This window comes from Pseudomonas schmalbachii, from assembly GCF_017589465.1.
Taxonomy (GTDB): domain Bacteria; phylum Pseudomonadota; class Gammaproteobacteria; order Pseudomonadales; family Pseudomonadaceae; genus Pseudomonas; species Pseudomonas schmalbachii.
In genome coordinates this window covers 159066-175409 of record NZ_JAELYA010000003.1, presented here as the reverse complement: position 1 = coordinate 175409, position 16344 = coordinate 159066, and the positions used below count along the sequence as shown (strand labels likewise).

Genomic DNA, 16344 nt, shown 5'->3' with positions numbered 1-16344 from the left:
TGCCGTTGTGGACCGGCGCCAGGCGCGGTCAGGACGTCGCCTGCTGCTCCCGCGCCTCGCGTGCCGCCACCTGCTGGCAGAGCTCGATGATCTGCTCGCGCATCCAGCGGTTGGCCGGGTCCTGGTCGGTGCTTTCGTGCCAGTAGAGATGGGTCTCCAGCGGCGGCACGTCCTTCACCGGCAGCTCGGTGAAGAACAGGTTGTGCTGGCGGGCGAAGCGCTCGGGAACGGTCACCACCATGTCGGTCTGCTGCACCACGTTCGAGGCCATCAGATAGTGCTGCGAGCGCAGGGCGACCTTGCGCTGCAGGCCCATCTTGCCCAGCGCCAGGTCGGTGTAGCCGAGGCCGCTGCGGCGCGTGGAGATGTGGATGTGGGGCAGCGACATGTATTCGTCCAGGCTGATCTTCGCCTTCGCCAGCGGATGGCCCTGGCGCATGGCGCAGACGTAGCGGTCTTCCAGCAGCTTGACGTGACGCACCTGCGGGTCGGTGTTCAGCGGTGCGTCCACGGCGAAGTCGAGGCGGCCGGCGGCCAGTTCGGTGGTCATCTCCCGGCGTCTGGCGAGGAAGCTCTCGATGTGCACGTTCGGCGCCTGCCGGCGCAGGCGCTGGAACAGCAGCGGCAGGACGATCGCCTCGGTGAGGTCGGTCATGCTGATGCGATAGGTCTTGTTCGCCTGGGCGGGGGTGAAGGTGCGGCTCTCCTGCACCGACACGCGCAGCAGCTGCAGGGCATTGCGCACCGAACCGATGATGTTCTGCGCCATGGGCGTCGGCACCATGCCCTGGGCGGTGCGCACGAACAGCGGGTCGTTGAAGGTCTCGCGCAGACGGGCGAGGGCGTTGGAGACGGCAGGCTGGGTGATGCCGACGATCTGCCCGGCACGGGTCAGGTTGGCTTCGGTGTAGATCGCGTCGAACACGATGAACAGGTTGAGGTCGACTTTGCTGAGGTTCATGCCGGGGCTCCGCTTGTACTTGTTGTAGGCCGATCATATGGGAGGGTGCCGGCCGCTATATATGAATCGTGAATTTTAGTGGATGTTGCGAATAGGCTGGGTAAATCTTGGTGCCTGTTCTAGCATCTTTGCAGCGAAGCTTTCAAACATTCCGCCAGAAGGTAGCCATCCCATGGATTTCGCATATTCCGCCAAGGTTCAGGATCTGCGTGAGCGCGTCACTGCGTTCATGGAGAGTTACGTCTATCCGGCCGAGAAGGTCTTCGAGCAGCAGGTGGCCGAAGGCGACCGCTGGCAGCCGACGGCGATCGTCGAGGAGCTGAAGGCCAGGGCCAAGGCCGAGGGCCTGTGGAACCTGTTCCTCCCCGAGTCCGAGTACGGCGCCGGCCTGACCAATATGGAGTACGCGCCGCTGGCCGAGATCATGGGCCGCTCGCTGATCGGTTCCGAGCCGTTCAACTGTTCCGCGCCGGACACCGGCAACATGGAAGTGCTGGTCCGCTACGGCAGCGAGGAACAGAAGCGCACCTGGCTGGAGCCGCTGCTGCGCGGCGACATCCGCTCGGCGTTCGCCATGACCGAGCCGGGCGTGGCTTCGTCCGATGCCACCAACATGCAGGCCAACGCCGTGCGCGATGGCGACGAATGGGTCATCAACGGCCGCAAGTGGTGGACCTCCGGCGCCTGCGATCCGCGCTGCAAGATCATGATCTTCATGGGCCTGACCAACCCGGACGGCCCGCGCCACCAGCAGCACTCGATGATCCTGGTGCCGACCGATGCGCCCGGTGTGAAGATCGTCCGTCCGCTGCCGGTGTTCGGCTATGACGATGCCCCGCACGGCCACGCCGAAGTGCTGTTCGAGAACGTCCGGGTTCCCTACGAGAACGTCCTGCTCGGCGAAGGCCGCGGCTTCGAGATCGCCCAGGGTCGCCTTGGCCCGGGCCGTATCCACCACTGCATGCGCTCCATCGGCATGGCCGAGCGTGCTCTGCAACTGATGTGCGAACGCGCCGTCAGCCGCACCGCCTTCGGCAAGCCGCTGGCTCGCCTGGGCGGCAATATCGATGTGATCGCCGACTCGCGCATGGAGATCAACCAGGCGCGCCTGCTGACCCTGAACGCGGCCTACATGATGGACACCGTGGGCAACAAGGTCGCGCAGAGCGAGATCGCCCAGATCAAGGTCGTCGCGCCCAACGTCGCCACCCGGGTGATCGACCGCGCCATCCAGATGCACGGCGGCGCCGGGGTTTCCGACGACTTCCCGCTGGCCTACTGGTACTCGATGCAGCGCACCCTGCGCCTGGCCGACGGCCCGGACGAAGTGCACCGCATGGCGGTCGGCCGCTTCGAGCTCGGCAAGTACATGGCGAAGTAACGGCCGCATGTAGGTTGGGCTGAGCTTGCGAAGCCCAACAGCGTTGTTGGGCTTCACTGCGTACGGTCCCGAGTAACTGTCTTTGTATCGTCGCGAGGCCCCCTCACCCTAACCCTCTCCCTCAGGGAGAGGGGACTATCCGGAGTTGCCGGCTGGCACGGCATACCATTCACACCGTCGCGCCCCCTCTCCCTCCGGGAGAGGGTTGGGGTGAGGGGATCACAACGCCAGAGTATCCATAGCGGGCCATGTCCGCGACCACGCATCGCGTGCATGGCGCGCTCCTACACGTCGGTCCCTTGCTTCTGCCTGGGATCGACACCCCCGTCGACGTTGCCCACCCGCACCTCCCGCTTCTCCTGACTGACGATCTCCAGCGGCTCCTCCCCGGTGCGGCGGGTCTTCAGCAGCGACAACAGAATCCCACCGACCAGCAGGCCAAAGGTCACGCCCAGCGACACCACCGCGGGAATCTTGCCGATGAACCCGTGCAGGAAGATCTTCGTGCCGATGAACACCAGCACCAGTGCCAGCGCGTACTTCAGGTAGACGAAGCGGTGGATCATCGCCGCCAGCGAGAAGTACAGGGCGCGCAGGCCGAGGATGGCGAAGATGTTCGAGGTGTAGACGATGAACGGGTCGGTGGTGATGGCGAAGATCGCCGGCACGCTGTCCACCGCGAACACCAGGTCGGCCAGCTCCACCAGTACCAGCGCGAGGAACAGCGGCGTGGCATAGCGCAGCGTCTTGCCGCTGGCGTCCGGCTGGTGCACGAAGAAATGGTGCTGGTGCAGCGTCGGCGTCACCCGCATGTGCCGGCGCAGGAAGCGCAGTACCGGATTGTGTTCGAGGTCCGGCTCGGAATCGTGCTTGACGAAGAGCATCTTCACGCCGCTGAACAGCAGGAAGGCGCCGAACAGGTACATCACCCATTCGAACTCCTTCACCAGCGCCGCGCCCAGTCCGATCATCACTCCGCGCAGGACGATCGCGCCGAGGATGCCCCAGAACAGCACCTGGTGCTGGTAGCGGCGGGGGATGCCGAAGAAGCCGAAGATCATCGCCATGACGAACACGTTGTCCATCGACAGCGACTGCTCGACGAGGAAACCGGTGAAGTACTCCAGCGCGTGAGTGGCGCCGAACTCGTACCAGACCCAGCCACCGAAGGCCAGACCGCAGGAGAAGTAGCCGCTGTACAGCAGCAGGCTTTCGCGCACGCCGATCTCGTGGTGGTCGCGCTGCAGCACGCCGAGATCGAGCACCAGCAGGAAGATGATGATGGCCAGGAACGCCAGCCAGAACCAGGTGGCGGTGCCAAGGAATGGTGTGGTGAGAAATATATGGAGAGCGGTCATCTGGGCCCCTTCCTTCCAATGGTTGTCGGAGAGTGACTCCGACATGGCGGTCCAGCAGACCGTCAGAGGGGCCCGGCGTCACACCCGAAAAAATAGCAGAGCGGGGCGGAGGGGCAAGCGGCGGGGCGTAACTGAATCCTACGGCGCCGCTCCTGTCGTGTTGCCCCGGGAAGCGCTCAGGCGTGCAGTTTTCGGTCTTTCTGCAGAGCACATTCGTGGACCTGATTCTCTGTAGGGGTTCTCCACTCGGGAGTGTAGGAAATACCTGATGTACAGAGTAATCCTACAGAGTGCTCAGACTAGGCTGAGTTCTTTTCCTGCGCCCGATTCCTACGATTGCCGCCATTGGAACCCAGAGACGGCAAGCGTGACGCACCCTGCGTAACCCCTCCTGACTTTACTGGCACCGCCTCGCGATTCGCCCGCGAGCCAGCAGCAGCTCCGTCGTTCCCGTCTTCCATCCCAATCTGCCGCACTTGCCCGGCCTGACTCCATGAGCGGTCCGCCCAGGCGCAGCGACGAATCCTGAGCATTACCTGGGCCCGGGCCCGACGGAGAACACTCATGAACAAGGCATATCGTCTTATCTGGAATGCCAGCCGCAAGGCCTGGGTGGTTGGTTGCGAGTTCGCCCGGAGCCATGGCAGGAGTGGAGGGCGTCGTGCCATTCGCGCAGTCTGCAACGGCGCTGTCCGTGCCGTTGGTATGGGAGCGGCAATGATACTGGCCGTAGTCGGGGTTCCCGTCGAGGCGCTGGAGATCGAAGACAAGGGCTCCGGGGTCGTTTCGACGAACGATGTCAACACTGCTACCACCATAGGCAATGAAGCCGTAGGGAATACTGTCGATGGCGGTTCGACTGCGATCGGCTACAAGGCCTCGGCAACCGGCCGTGACTCCACCGTTGTGGGAAATGAATCCGTGGCTGAGGGACTGGATTCCGTGGCCATCGGCTTCAAGGCATCTGCCTTGAGCACCGACAGTATTGCGATTGGAACCGCCACTTCATCTGCTCAACGGAGCATCGCCATCGGCAATCAATCCTCGGCAACGGCCGAAGATGCAATCGCCCTTGGCTATGCGGCAACGGCTGAGGGTGAAAACGCAATCGCCCTTGGCGACAGCTCGCAGGTCACTGGCGCCAATGGCATCGCTCTCGGGGTGTACTCGGAGGTATCCGGTGACCATGCAATTGCACTGGGTACCGGGTCTCATGCCGAAGGGGAAGGCAGCCTTGCCATCGGCCACTCCGCATCCAGCTCGGCCGAAAATGCCCTGGCCTTCGGCGCTGACTCGGAGGCATCCGGTGTGGGGTCGGTCGCCCTTGGTGCTGGTTCGATCAGCGCACGCGACAACACCGTCTCGGTGGGCAGCGATGTTCTCCAGCGCCAGATCACCAGCGTGGCGGCCGGTACCGAAAACTCTGATGCGGTCAATGTTTCGCAGCTTGAAGGTTCGCTGGGCGGCGCCATCGACGGCAATGGTGACTGGACCGGCATCACACTGGGCAGCCTCTATACCAATGTGAGCGATGCTCTGACCGCTCTGTACGAGAAAGGCAGTAAATACTTCCAGGTCAATTCGACCCTGCCTGGTGCGTCGGCTACCGGCACTGACTCCGTGGCGATCGGTCCCGACGCGGTCTCGTCGGGTGAGGGCGCCATTGCTGCCGGCTATGGCGCGCAGGCATCGGACTGGGGCGCGGTAGCAGTAGGTCAGCTCTCGACGGCAGAGAAGATGTTCTCGACTGCCGTAGGGCATGGTTCTACGGCTTCCGGGATGGGCAGTTCGGCGGTTGGCGCAGTCGCCAGGGCAACCAGCGATTCGGCGACCGCCATCGGTCTCTACTCTACGGCAAGCGGAGCCGAGAGCACTGCCATCGGCAGCGTTGCATATGCGACTGGAAGCAAGTCCACGGCGCTGGGCTCCTTATCCAATGCCAGCGGTGAATTCGCACTCGCTGTCGGCTACAAGGCCGCAGCATCGGCAGACGCCAGCTTGGCTATAGGCAGCCGTTCCATCGCGAGCGGGAAAAACAGCACTGCGTTTGGTAACAAGGCCGTGGCGAGTGCAGAGAACAGCATCGCGCTGGGGTACGGTTCCATCGCGGATGCGCAGGACACCGTGTCCGTGGGCAATGCCAATCTGAAACGCCGGATCACCAACGTCGCCAATGGTGTCGATGACAATGATGCAGTGAACATGAGCCAGTTGAAGGCTACCAATGTCGCCATCGATAACATAAATACCGGCGGCACCCGGTACTTCAAGGCCAATCCGCCTGTTCCAACCGCAGATGCCGTTGCTTCTGGTTCCGGTGCTGTGGCGGCTGGCGGCGATGCCGTGGCCAGTGGCGCCGATTCGGTAGCCATGGGCGATCACGCCCAGGCATCGGCCGCTGGGGCTGCGGCTGTCGGTGCCGGTTCGGTGGCGAGTGCGGCAGGCGCTTCCGCCTTTGGCAATGGCGCCCAGGCAACCGGCAGCAATTCGGTTGCATTGGGCGCGGGCTCGATTGCCGATGAGGACAATACCGTCTCGGTCGGCAGCGCGGGCAACGAACGGCGGATCACCAATGTCGCCGAAGGCCAGAGCGGTACCGATGCGGTCAACGTCGACCAGTTGAACGCCGCGACCGGTGGTGCCAACACCCGGATCGACCAGGTCCAGGGCGATGTAAACACCCAGGCGACGCACATCAACAATCTGCGCAACGGCACCGACGGCATGCATCAGGTGAACAACACCAGCGGGCACGCCAAGCCTGTGGCGAGCGGCAATGATGCTGTCGCCAGCGGGGCCGGCGCGACTGCCTCCGGCCACAACAGCGCGGCCATCGGTACCCGTGCCGCAGCCTCTGCCGAGAACTCGGTTGCAGTCGGTACCAATGCCAAGGCCGCGCACGCCAACAGCGTGGCGCTGGGCGCCAACTCGGCGACCGACCGGGCCAACAGCGTGGCGGTCGGCAGCGCGGGAGCGGAGCGGCAGATCACTCATGTGGCCGCCGGCACCAGCGCCACCGATGCGGTGAACCTCGGTCAGTTGCAGCGGGGCATGGCGGACACCACCCGCAGCGCCAACGCCTATACCGACATGCGCTACAACGACCTGAAGCATGATCTGAACGAACAGGACGAAACCCTCAGTGCCGGTATCGCCGGTGCGATGGCCCAGGCCGCTCTGCCGCAGGCGTACGTGCCGGGCGCGAGCATGACTACAGCGGGGCTCGGTCACTACCGTGGCCAGTCGGCGGTGGCAGTAGGTGTGTCGCACGTATCGGACGACGGCAAATGGGTCACCAAACTGCAAGGCAGCACCACCACCGAAGGCGACTCCGGGGTTTCGGTCGGTGTCGGTTATCAGTGGTAACTCTCGATTGAGCCTGGGCCCGGCGTAGCCCCGGGCCTTTCTGCAACCCGGCGGCCAGTTGCATGGCGGGGCGGTGTGACCGCTCCCTCATCTGCCGATGTTTTCGCCCTGATCGCCGAAGAGCTGCAACGCCGTCCCGGATTGACCATTCAGCAGTATCGCCAGCAAGCGCAGGAACCGTTCGTGTGCCTGGCGCCGATCTATCTGCAGCGTATCCGTGAACAACTGCCAGTGGCCGGTACAAAGTACGAACTGACCAGGCTCGACGGCGATGGGGTTGCGTTCCGCAGCGGCAGTGGGACTCGCTTCGAGTTCACCGCCGACGGCCTGACGCTACGGCAGGGCGGCATTTTCTGCTATGGCGAAGGCCAGCTCCTGGGGCAGGACCATTTCCTGCGCGGCAAGTACTTCCCCGATGCCGTGAGCGAGTTGATTCAGCCAATGCAGGGCGCGCACTGAGTCGACCTTCAGCCCTTTCCTTCATGAGCGGTGGATGGCCATGGGTCACTGATCTGTCATTTTGTGACCTTGTGGTCTTTATCTGACGATTTGGTGTTGGTTGTGGACGCGGGCGATCCTGGTGCTCATGAAATACGGTGATGAAGGCACCGAAAGTGCTCTCTTAGGAAAAGCCCTACAAAGCTATCAGGCGCAGCCTGATTTATCGTTTTTCTCGCAGTTTTGAGAATAGGACTACACAAACTCACTAGTTGTAGTTCTATGAACGTCGTCACATCCGCCCATCCCAGTACCCAAGGAACGGGGCGCGAATCCGAAATGGAATTGCTGGCCACAGCCATCCAGGCCGTGGTGCAAGTCCAGGAACTACCCACCCTTCCGAGCTTCTCCCAGCCTGATCGGGCGCTAGTGCCAGCCACTGGTTCACCGGGTCGTCATGCAATAGACGCGGTGTTCCTCCTCTCGGGCGGCCATGCGCAGTTCCGCCGTGAGAGCGAAGCGCGGCGCCTTGTTGCCAGGCGCGGCCTTCGTCCAACCGGCAACGCCCGGAACTAGCGCCAAGCACCCGCTGACCCGCCAAGACCGGCCAATCCCACTCAATACACCCAATTCGACAGGGCCATTCCAGCCCTGAATGGAGAAGTCATGAACAAAATTTATCGTCTGGTATGGAATGCCACCTTGAAAAGCTGGGTTGTAGGCTGCGAATACGCCTCCCCCCGGGGCAAAGGACAAGGTGTACGACGGTCGCTGATGCGCGTCATCGGCAATGGCGGTGCAGCATTCCTTGCCGTTGCGCTTGGTGCTGCAGGGCAGGCCCAGGCGGCAAGCGCGGAGGTCGATGCGCTGGGAGAGAGCATCGCTGCAGCCTTGGGTGGAGGCGCGACCTACGACGCGGCTTCCGGCAAGCTGGTATTGCCGGCCAACAGCGTCGGCGCCGTAAGTTTCGGTCCCCTCGCGAGTGTTGGCAGCAATGCGGACAGGGCTGTCGCGATTGGTAATGGCGCCAATGTCGGAAACAATTCCGCCGATAGTCTGGCCATCGGCACCAATGCATCCGTGACGGGTGGCCACACCAATGCGATCGCCATTGGCACCGGGGCGGTTACCAAGGGCTCCAGCAGTATCGTCATCGGCGAAGGGGCACTGCTCGACAACGCCGGAGCCGGTATCGTTATCGGGAAGGGCGCTCTCATAGACAACAACGGCGGCACGCCCAGTGCAAGGGGGGATGGCTCCATCGCGCTAGGCAATGGTTCCTATGTCTATGGCAACAATGCGATCAGCATCGGATCGTCGGCTTCCGTGAATCACAGTGGCGACATCGCCATCGGTGATACCGCCAAGGCCGCGGGCAATGGCGACACCGTCGCCATCGGTCGCCTGGCCAATGCCATGGGCGACTCATCATTGGCCATCGGTGGCGGCGCGAGCACGAGCGGAGCCAAGGGCCTGGCCGTCGGTAACGGTGCCTCGGCTGTGGCGAACTCGACGGCGATTGGTGGAAGCGCCAATGCAACCGGGAATAATAGTACTGCGCTCGGCAATATGGCGGCCGCGTCCAGCAATGCGACCGCTGCTGGCTACCAGGCGAATGCCACGGGCGACAAGTCGGTGGCGATCGGGTACTTGTCGAACGCCACTGAAACCAATGGCGTCGCGGTCGGCAACAAGGCGAATGCAAGTCAGAATGCCACCGCCATTGGGGTAAGTGCACAAGCTACCGCCTACGCCGCTGCCGCGTTCGGCAACAATGCCCAGGCCCAGGGTGAAAGGTCCGTTGCGCTCGGTGTCGATACCGTGGCCAGTGGCGATCGCGGTGTAGCTATCGGCTCTGGCGCCACGGCAACAGGCCAGTACGCACTGGCATTGGGCCGCGCTACCAATGCCAGCGCTGGCAACAGCGTCGCCTTGGGCAACGCGAGCACGACGACAGCGGATCTCACCCAGCCGGCATACAACCCGGGCAGCGCCACGTTGAAAGGCACGGCCTCGACCGCCAATGGTGAAGTTTCGATCGGACACTCGGGGGCGGAGCGCCGTCTGACCAACCTGGCAGCCGGATCGGCCGATACGGATGCGGTCAATGTCAGCCAGCTCAAGTCGGAAGATGCCAAGGTCAACCAACAGGGAGTCAAGACTGCTGCCGCACTGGGTGGAGGTGCCAGCTATAGCGCTACTACCGGGGCGATCAGCGCACCAAGCTATGCACTCGGGAATGCCAATATCCTGAACGGCACCACCGGCGCCGCGAGCGATATCGGCACGGCCTTCAGTAAGGTCGACGACGCCCTGGGCCACATCGATGGTCGCGTGACCAACGTCGAAGGCAGCATCACCACCATCGGTGACCAGGTGGGCAGCCTGAGCCAGGATGCGCTGCTGTGGAATGCCGCCGCTGGTGCTTTCAGCGCCAGCCACGGCGGTGTCGGTCCGCAGAAGATCACCAACGTAGCCGCCGGCGAGCTGAGCACAACCAGCACTGATGCGGTCAATGGAACGCAATTGCATGCGACCAACCAGAGCGTCACCAACCTCACCAACACGGTGAACAACATCAATAGCGGCGGCACCAAGTACGTGCACGTCAATTCGACTTCCGCGGACTCGTCAGCTACCGCGTCGCAGGCGATAGCGATTGGCGGCGAGGCGAAAGCGACGGCGGAACAATCCATCGCACTGGGTTACAAGTCCGAGGCCAGCGAGGTGGGCGCCGTTGTGTTTGGCAATTACGCCAAGGCCAATAGCTATCTCGCTACCACCATCGGCACCGCCGCCAGCGCGACTGATGACTATGCCTCCGCATTCGGCAGCTGGGCCGTGGCCAGCGGTTACGACTCGACGGCGTTGGGCAGCGGTGCCGAATCGCGCGCCGAGGCCAGCCTCGCGCTGGGCAATACCAGCGTGGCGTCGGCGGTCGACTCGGTCGCCCTCGGCTACGGCTCGGTGGCCGACCAGGCCCATACTGTGTCGGTAGGCACCGACAGCCAGCAGCGCCGCATCGTCAACATGGCAGCCGGCGTCGCTGGTACGGATGCGGTGAACGTCTCGCAACTCAAGGGCGTGACCGACGCGCTGGGCGGTGGAACCACGATCAACAGCGATGGCTCGATCACCGCGCCCACCTATGTCCTCAACAATGGCGGCGACACCTACAACAACGTGGGCGATGCACTCGCCAATATCGACGGTCGAGTGACCAATGTCGAAGGCAGCATCACCAACATCGGTGACCAGGTCACTGCCCTCGGCAACGACGCCCTGCTGTGGGATGCCACTGCCGGTGCGTTCAGCGCCAACCATGGCGGTGTCGGTCCGCAGAAGATCACCAACGTCGCCGCCGGCGAGTTGAGCGACACCAGCACCGACGCGGTCAACGGCAGCCAGTTGAAGGCGACCAACGACGCGGTGACCAATGTCGACAACCGGGTCAATACATTCGACGGCCGCATAACGAACGTCGAAGGGAGCGTAACCAACCTCGGCACGCAGGTAACCAACATCGATGGCCGGGTGACCACGCTGGACAACCGGGTCAACACGTTCGACAACCGCATTACCAATGTGGAGGGCAGCGTCACCACTATCGGCAACCAGGTCGACGCGCTCAGCAACGATGCGTTGCTGTGGGATAACAACCTCCAGGCCTTCAATGCCAGCCATGGCGGTGTGGGTCCGCAGAAGATCACCAATGTCGCGAAAGGCGAGGTGAGCGAAAACAGTACCGATGCGGTCAACGGTGCACAGTTGTTCGCCCTGGGGAACCAGGTCAGCGTCATCGACGGCCGGATCACCAACATCGAGGACAGCATCACCAACATCAACAACGGTGCAGGCATCAAGTACTTCCACGCCAACTCGAGCAAGCAGGATTCGACCGCCAGTGGAACGGATTCCGTGGCGGCCGGCCCGGCAGCGGTTGCCAGTGGCAACAACTCGGTAGCCATGGGCGATCAGGCCCAGGCCACTGGCGACAAGTCGACTGCGGTGGGCGCCGACGCCACCGCTTCCGGAACCGGGGCTTCGGCCTATGGCACCGGGGCGAAGGCGGAGGGCGCAAGTTCGGTGGCTATGGGCAATGGCGCCGAAGCAATGGGTGCGAAGAGCTCTGCAATCGGCAGCGGCTCCAAGGCAACGGCGGACGACTCCGTCGCTCTGGGCGCCGACTCCGTGGCTGATCGCGCCGGCAGCGTGTCGGTCGGGAGCGAAGGCCATGAGCGTCAGATCACCAACGTCAAGGCCGGTACGGAGGACACTGATGCGGTGAACGTCGCCCAGCTCAAGGAAGTGAGTGGCAGCGTGGCCAATATCGACAACCGTGTAGGTGACGTTGACAACCGCATCACCCAGGTCGAAGGGGATGTCACCAATATCCGCAACGGCGCCGATGGCATGTTCCAGGTCAACCAGACGAACCCGGTGGTCAAGCCCAAGGCATCCGGCGTGGACTCGGTAGCGGGTGGCTCCGGCGCCGAGGCGACCGGCAACAACAGCGTGGCCATCGGTACCAAGGCCAGGGCCACGGGTGAAAACTCGGTGGCCATGGGCAATGGTGCGACTGCTTCGGCGAAGGACTCCGCGGCCATTGGCGCCAACTCGGTGGCTGATCGCGATAACAGCGTGTCGGTCGGCAGCGCCGGCAACGAGCGGCAGATCACCCATGTGGCGGCTGGCACCAGCGACACCGATGCGGTCAACCTCGCTCAACTCAACAAGAGCGTGGGTGACGTGATCAACAATGCCAACCACTACACCGACCAGCGCTATGCCGAGTTGAAGAACGATCTGCACAAGCAGGACGACGTTCTCAGCGCCGGCATCGCCGGTGCCCTGGCCCAGGCCAGCCTGCCGCAACCGTACGTTCCGGGCGCGAGCATGGCCTCCGCCGGCGTGGGTAACTATCGCGGCCAGTCCGCGGTGGCGGTTGGCGTATCGCGGATCTCCGATAACGGCAAATGGGTGACCAAGCTGCAAGGCAGCACTGACACCCAGGGCGAGCTCGGCGTTTCCGTAGGCGTTGGCTATCAGTGGTAATCCGTTCCTGACGGGGCCCGGCGCAAGCCGGGCCTTTCATCCCGCCGGAATATTCGAGGCAATCATGTTGAAACTGAATCAATCCATCGGAATGGGTTTGCTGGCCTGTTCTTTCATCGTGCTGGCAGCGTGCGGCACCACCGTGAGCAAGGTCGATAGCCAGGGCGAAACCAATGAGCCGGTATTCCCGGCCGTGGAGCAGGCCAGTCGTCCCGAAGGGACTTATGTGAACCTGGAAAATCTGCAGAAGATCGCTTCTGGCGTGTCGAAGCGACAATTGATCGACCTGATCGGCGCACCGCACTTCTCGGAAGGATTGTTCGGTGTGCGTGAGTGGGACTACATCCTGAAATTCCGCGAGCCCGCTGGGCAGCCGGACAAGGTTTGCCAGTACAAGGTGCTGTTCGACGACCAGATGCTGGCCCGTTCGTTCTACTTCGAACCTGCCGATTGCATGGCTCCCGCGCCGGAAAAGGCACAGCATGCAGCCGCTCCCGCCAGGGTCGAAAACCTGACACTGGCGACCGATGCCACCTTTGCGTTCGGTAGCGCAGTGCTGCAGCCCGAGGGCAAGGCGAAGCTCAGTGAGTTTGCGGCTCATCTGGAATTGCAGGATGTCACGGGAATCGACATTGTCGGTTACACCGACCGCATCGGCCGGCCCGAGCAAAACATCCGGCTTTCGCTCAACCGAGCCAACGCGGTGCGCTCCTATCTGATCCAGTCGGGCGTTCCGGCGTCGATCATCTCGGTCGATGGCCGTGGGGCCGCTGACCCAGTGGTCGCTTGCCCGGGGCTGCAAAAAGCCGAGTTGGTCGATTGTCTCGCGCCCAATCGCCGGACGACCGTGACCATCCTTTCTCATTGAGACAACGAAGGCGGCGCGAGCACCGCGCCGCCTTCATGCCAATACTTCCGGTTCGGCAACTCGACCATTCGAGGGAAACCGGACCGGCGCGTCGATCCACTCCATGCTACTTCATGACTCGCAGCAGCCTTGATCGAGCCTGCAGGCATGAGTCACGAGCGGCGGTTCCTACCGCTTCGCGGAGATCCCACATGAATACGAAATCTCTCTTTGTTTCCGTGTTGCTTGGTATGACCGTTCTGGCTGGCTGCAACCAGGGACACGCGCCGGCCAGCGATGCCGCCACCGTCCAGCGCAACTGGCTGAGCATTCCGGCCTTGCCGATCATCGAGGATGCGGTGTTCTCGCTGTCGCCGAAGTTCAAGGGCCAGCGCAACCCGCAGGTCATGACGCAGGTATGCGGATTGGCACGAGGCGAGCTCACGCAGGAGCAGGTGAACACGTTCCTCGACCGGCAGAATGTCGATGCCGCCAAGCTGCCCAGGCAGGGGCATCCGTTGTCGCTGCTGGTGAGTGGCGACAAGTCGGCGCAAACCACCGCTTGCGCTGCGTACCTGGCGACCGCGGTTCTGTCGACGGTCGATATCGGTGAGTTCGCGCAAACCGTTGAAGCCCCCGCAACGGACAAGGCGGACAAGAAAGCAGCCGACAAGCCTGCACTGCAGCTCGATAGCGCGCGGTTGAATGCATCCCTGCCGATCAAGCTCGCCGAGGCGCGTGCCAATGCGGATGTCTTCGCGCTGATCGCCGCGGAGCTGCAGCGTCGCCCGGGATTGACGGCCCGCGAATATCGGGAAGAGGCTCGGCAGCTCTTCTCCAAACTGGCTCCGGCTTATCTGGAGCGTGTGAAGCTGCAATTGCCCAAAGATGCCAGCTACAAATTGGAGCGCATGAGCGCCGAGCACTTCACCTTCAGCAACTCCCACGGAGCCGTATTCGATTTCGGCGGCGAAGGTCTGACACTGCGCCAGAACAACGTCGTCTGGTACGGCCAGGGCAAATTGCTCGGGATGGATTACCCGCTGCAGGTGGCGTACTTCCCTGACACGGTCAACGAACTGCTGGCTCCTGCCGGGAAATGACCCCGGCCTTGATGGCTGAATGAGAAACGCCCGGCCGGATGGTCGGGCGTTTTTGCTCTGGCGGAAGGCTCAGGCCAGTTTCAGCCAGATTGGCGCGTGGTCGGAGGGTTTCTCCATCCCACGGATGTCATAGTCCACGCCGGCATCGACGATCCGCGGGCGGACACCTTCCGAGGCGAGGATCACGTCGATGCGCAGGCCGCGCTTGGGCTCATCCTCGAAGCCGCGGCTGCGATAGTCGAACCAGCTGAAACGGTCGTTCACCTCGGGATTGAGCAGGCGGAAGCTGTCCACCAGGCCCCAGCTCTTCAGGCGTTCCAGCCATTCGCGCTCCTCCGGCAGGAAGCTGCACTTGCCGGTCTTCAGCCAGCGCTTGCGGTTCTCCTCGCCGATGCCGATATCGCAGTCCTCGGGCGAAATATTGATATCGCCCATCACCACCAGCGGTTGGGAAGGCTGGAAACTGCTTTCCAGCAGCGTCTGCAGATCGGCGTAGAAACGCTGCTTGGCCGGGAATTTCACCGGATGGTCGCGGTTCTCGCCCTGCGGGAAATAGCCGTTCATCACGGTGATCGGCTGGCCCGCGGCATCGAGGAAGGTGCCCCAGATGAAGCGCCGCTGCGAGTCCTCGCCGTCGCCGGGGAAGCCGCGCTGCAGCTCGATGGGCTTCTCGCGGGAGAGCAGGGCGACGCCGTAATGGCCTTTCTGGCCGTGGTAATGGACGTGGTAACCCAGCGCCTCGACGTCTTCGCGGGGGAACTGGTCGTCGGCGACCTTGGTTTCCTGCAGGCCGATCACATCCGGCTGATGGCGCTCGATGATCGCCTGGAGTTGATGCGGTCTGGCACGCAAGCCATTGATATTGAAAGAAACGATTTTCATGCAAGGCATCCTTCGAAAAGCTTGATGCTAGCCCATGCCCGGCTTTCATGGCGACCCGCAGGACGCCTCATCGACTCCACCGGTACGCAACGATGGATGGCAGCCGCGGTCGCTGCTAGTGTTCGAGGCTGGTCACATAACCACAACAAGAGACGTGCCCATGCCTGAGACCATCGCCGAAGTTCGCATGCTGGACAGTTCCTACATCCGGGAAATCCGTTCGCTGCTGTACCACGCCTATCGCCACGAACCGACCTTCGCCTACCTGTTCGAAGCGGACCGCCCCGGCTTCGACCAGCGGGTCCGCGCCACGGTACGCGAACTCGTCAACCAGCATTTCGCCGAGGACCTGCCGGCAATCGGCCTGACCATCGACGACCGTCTGGTCGGCGTTGCCCTGGTTGCGCCACCGCAGCGTCGGCTGGACATCACTGAAAGCTGGGCCTGGCGCATGCGCATGCTGCTGACCACCGGTTTCCGCTGCACACGCCGCTACCTCGACTACCACGCGGCGGTACTCGGCTGCCTGCCGCCCGGCCCTTATCACCTGTTGCCGTTGCTGGGGGTGCATCCGGAGTTTCAGGGCAAGCATCTGGGGGAACAGTTGCTGAACGCCCTGCATGCCTGGTGCGAGGAAGACGGCGGTTCGAAGGGGCTGGTGCTGGATACGGGGAATACCCGCTACCTCGACTTCTACCAGCGGCACGGCTACGAGGAACTGGGCGAGATAGCCCTCGGGCCGATCCGCGAGCACGTGCTTTTCCACCCCAATCCAAAGCCGGAAAACCGGCTGGCTGGCTAGAAACCGGTAGGCCAGAACCCGCGTAGGTTGGTGCTGAACGCAGTGAAGCCCAACGCTGGCGATGTTGGGCTTCGCTTGCTCAGCGCCAACGGTGGGCATTGCAGCCCGTAGGAGCGGGCCATGCCCGCGATCCGTAGTCGGCCCCTGCGGA

10 protein-coding genes are annotated in these 16344 nt (G+C 63.0%); 7 read left to right on the top strand and 3 right to left on the bottom strand.

Annotated features, from left to right (window positions below; all coding sequences use genetic code 11):
* Window positions 1-28: 28 nt before the first annotated feature.
* Window positions 29-961, bottom strand: coding sequence for a LysR family transcriptional regulator (locus tag JFY56_RS09685; RefSeq protein ID WP_208313447.1), 933 nt, complete (start codon window positions 959-961; stop codon window positions 29-31).
* A gap of 172 nt (window positions 962-1133) precedes the next feature.
* On the opposite strand from JFY56_RS09685, the gene JFY56_RS09680 reads away from it, so the two are divergent.
* Complete coding sequence (locus JFY56_RS09680; protein WP_208313446.1) at window positions 1134-2342, top strand: acyl-CoA dehydrogenase; 1209 nt, start codon at window positions 1134-1136, stop codon at window positions 2340-2342.
* Window positions 2343-2626: 284 nt separating this feature from the next.
* Here JFY56_RS09680 and JFY56_RS09675 read toward each other — a convergent pair whose 3' ends face one another.
* Complete coding sequence (locus JFY56_RS09675) at window positions 2627-3700, bottom strand: TerC family protein (RefSeq protein WP_208313445.1); 1074 nt, start codon at window positions 3698-3700, stop codon at window positions 2627-2629.
* A gap of 564 nt (window positions 3701-4264) precedes the next feature.
* Here JFY56_RS09675 and JFY56_RS09670 point away from each other — a divergent pair.
* From JFY56_RS09670 to JFY56_RS09650, 5 genes are all read left to right on the top strand, one after another.
* Window positions 4265-7066 (top strand): YadA-like family protein, encoded by a 2802-nt coding sequence (locus JFY56_RS09670; protein WP_208313444.1) that lies wholly within the window; start codon window positions 4265-4267, stop codon window positions 7064-7066.
* Window positions 7067-7141: 75 nt separating this feature from the next.
* Window positions 7142-7525: a hypothetical protein gene (locus JFY56_RS09665; protein ID WP_208313443.1), complete on the top strand. Its 384-nt coding sequence runs from the start codon at window positions 7142-7144 to the stop codon at window positions 7523-7525.
* 645 nt (window positions 7526-8170) lie between these two features.
* Entirely contained in the window at window positions 8171-12559 is a 4389-nt protein-coding gene (locus JFY56_RS09660) for a YadA-like family protein (protein ID WP_208313442.1), read from the top strand.
* A gap of 64 nt (window positions 12560-12623) precedes the next feature.
* Window positions 12624-13427, top strand: coding sequence for an OmpA family protein (locus JFY56_RS09655; protein WP_208313441.1), 804 nt, complete (start codon window positions 12624-12626; stop codon window positions 13425-13427).
* Between the two features lie 191 nt (window positions 13428-13618).
* A complete protein-coding gene (locus tag JFY56_RS09650) occupies window positions 13619-14509 on the top strand; it encodes a hypothetical protein (protein ID WP_208313440.1) in 891 nt (296 codons plus the stop codon).
* A gap of 69 nt (window positions 14510-14578) precedes the next feature.
* Here the strand turns inward: JFY56_RS09650 and xthA are convergent, their stop codons facing one another.
* A complete protein-coding gene (gene xthA, locus JFY56_RS09645) occupies window positions 14579-15391 on the bottom strand; it encodes an exodeoxyribonuclease III (RefSeq protein WP_208313439.1) in 813 nt (270 codons plus the stop codon).
* 160 nt (window positions 15392-15551) lie between these two features.
* Between xthA and JFY56_RS09640 the strand changes: the two genes are divergently transcribed.
* A complete protein-coding gene (locus tag JFY56_RS09640) occupies window positions 15552-16193 on the top strand; it encodes a GNAT family N-acetyltransferase (RefSeq protein ID WP_208313438.1) in 642 nt (213 codons plus the stop codon).
* Window positions 16194-16344: the final 151 nt, after the last annotated feature.

Coding starts and splice junctions, on each gene's coding strand:
- JFY56_RS09685 (WP_208313447.1), bottom strand. CDS start 961: ATGAACCTCAGCAAAGTCGACCTCAACCTGTTCATCGTGTTCGACGCG.
- JFY56_RS09680 (WP_208313446.1), top strand. CDS start 1,134: ATGGATTTCGCATATTCCGCCAAGGTTCAGGATCTGCGTGAGCGCGTC.
- JFY56_RS09675 (WP_208313445.1), bottom strand. CDS start 3,700: ATGACCGCTCTCCATATATTTCTCACCACACCATTCCTTGGCACCGCC.
- JFY56_RS09670 (WP_208313444.1), top strand. CDS start 4,265: ATGAACAAGGCATATCGTCTTATCTGGAATGCCAGCCGCAAGGCCTGG.
- JFY56_RS09660 (WP_208313442.1), top strand. CDS start 8,171: ATGAACAAAATTTATCGTCTGGTATGGAATGCCACCTTGAAAAGCTGG.
- JFY56_RS09655 (WP_208313441.1), top strand. CDS start 12,624: ATGTTGAAACTGAATCAATCCATCGGAATGGGTTTGCTGGCCTGTTCT.
- JFY56_RS09650 (WP_208313440.1), top strand. CDS start 13,619: ATGAATACGAAATCTCTCTTTGTTTCCGTGTTGCTTGGTATGACCGTT.
- xthA (WP_208313439.1), bottom strand. CDS start 15,391: ATGAAAATCGTTTCTTTCAATATCAATGGCTTGCGTGCCAGACCGCAT.
- JFY56_RS09640 (WP_208313438.1), top strand. CDS start 15,552: ATGCCTGAGACCATCGCCGAAGTTCGCATGCTGGACAGTTCCTACATC.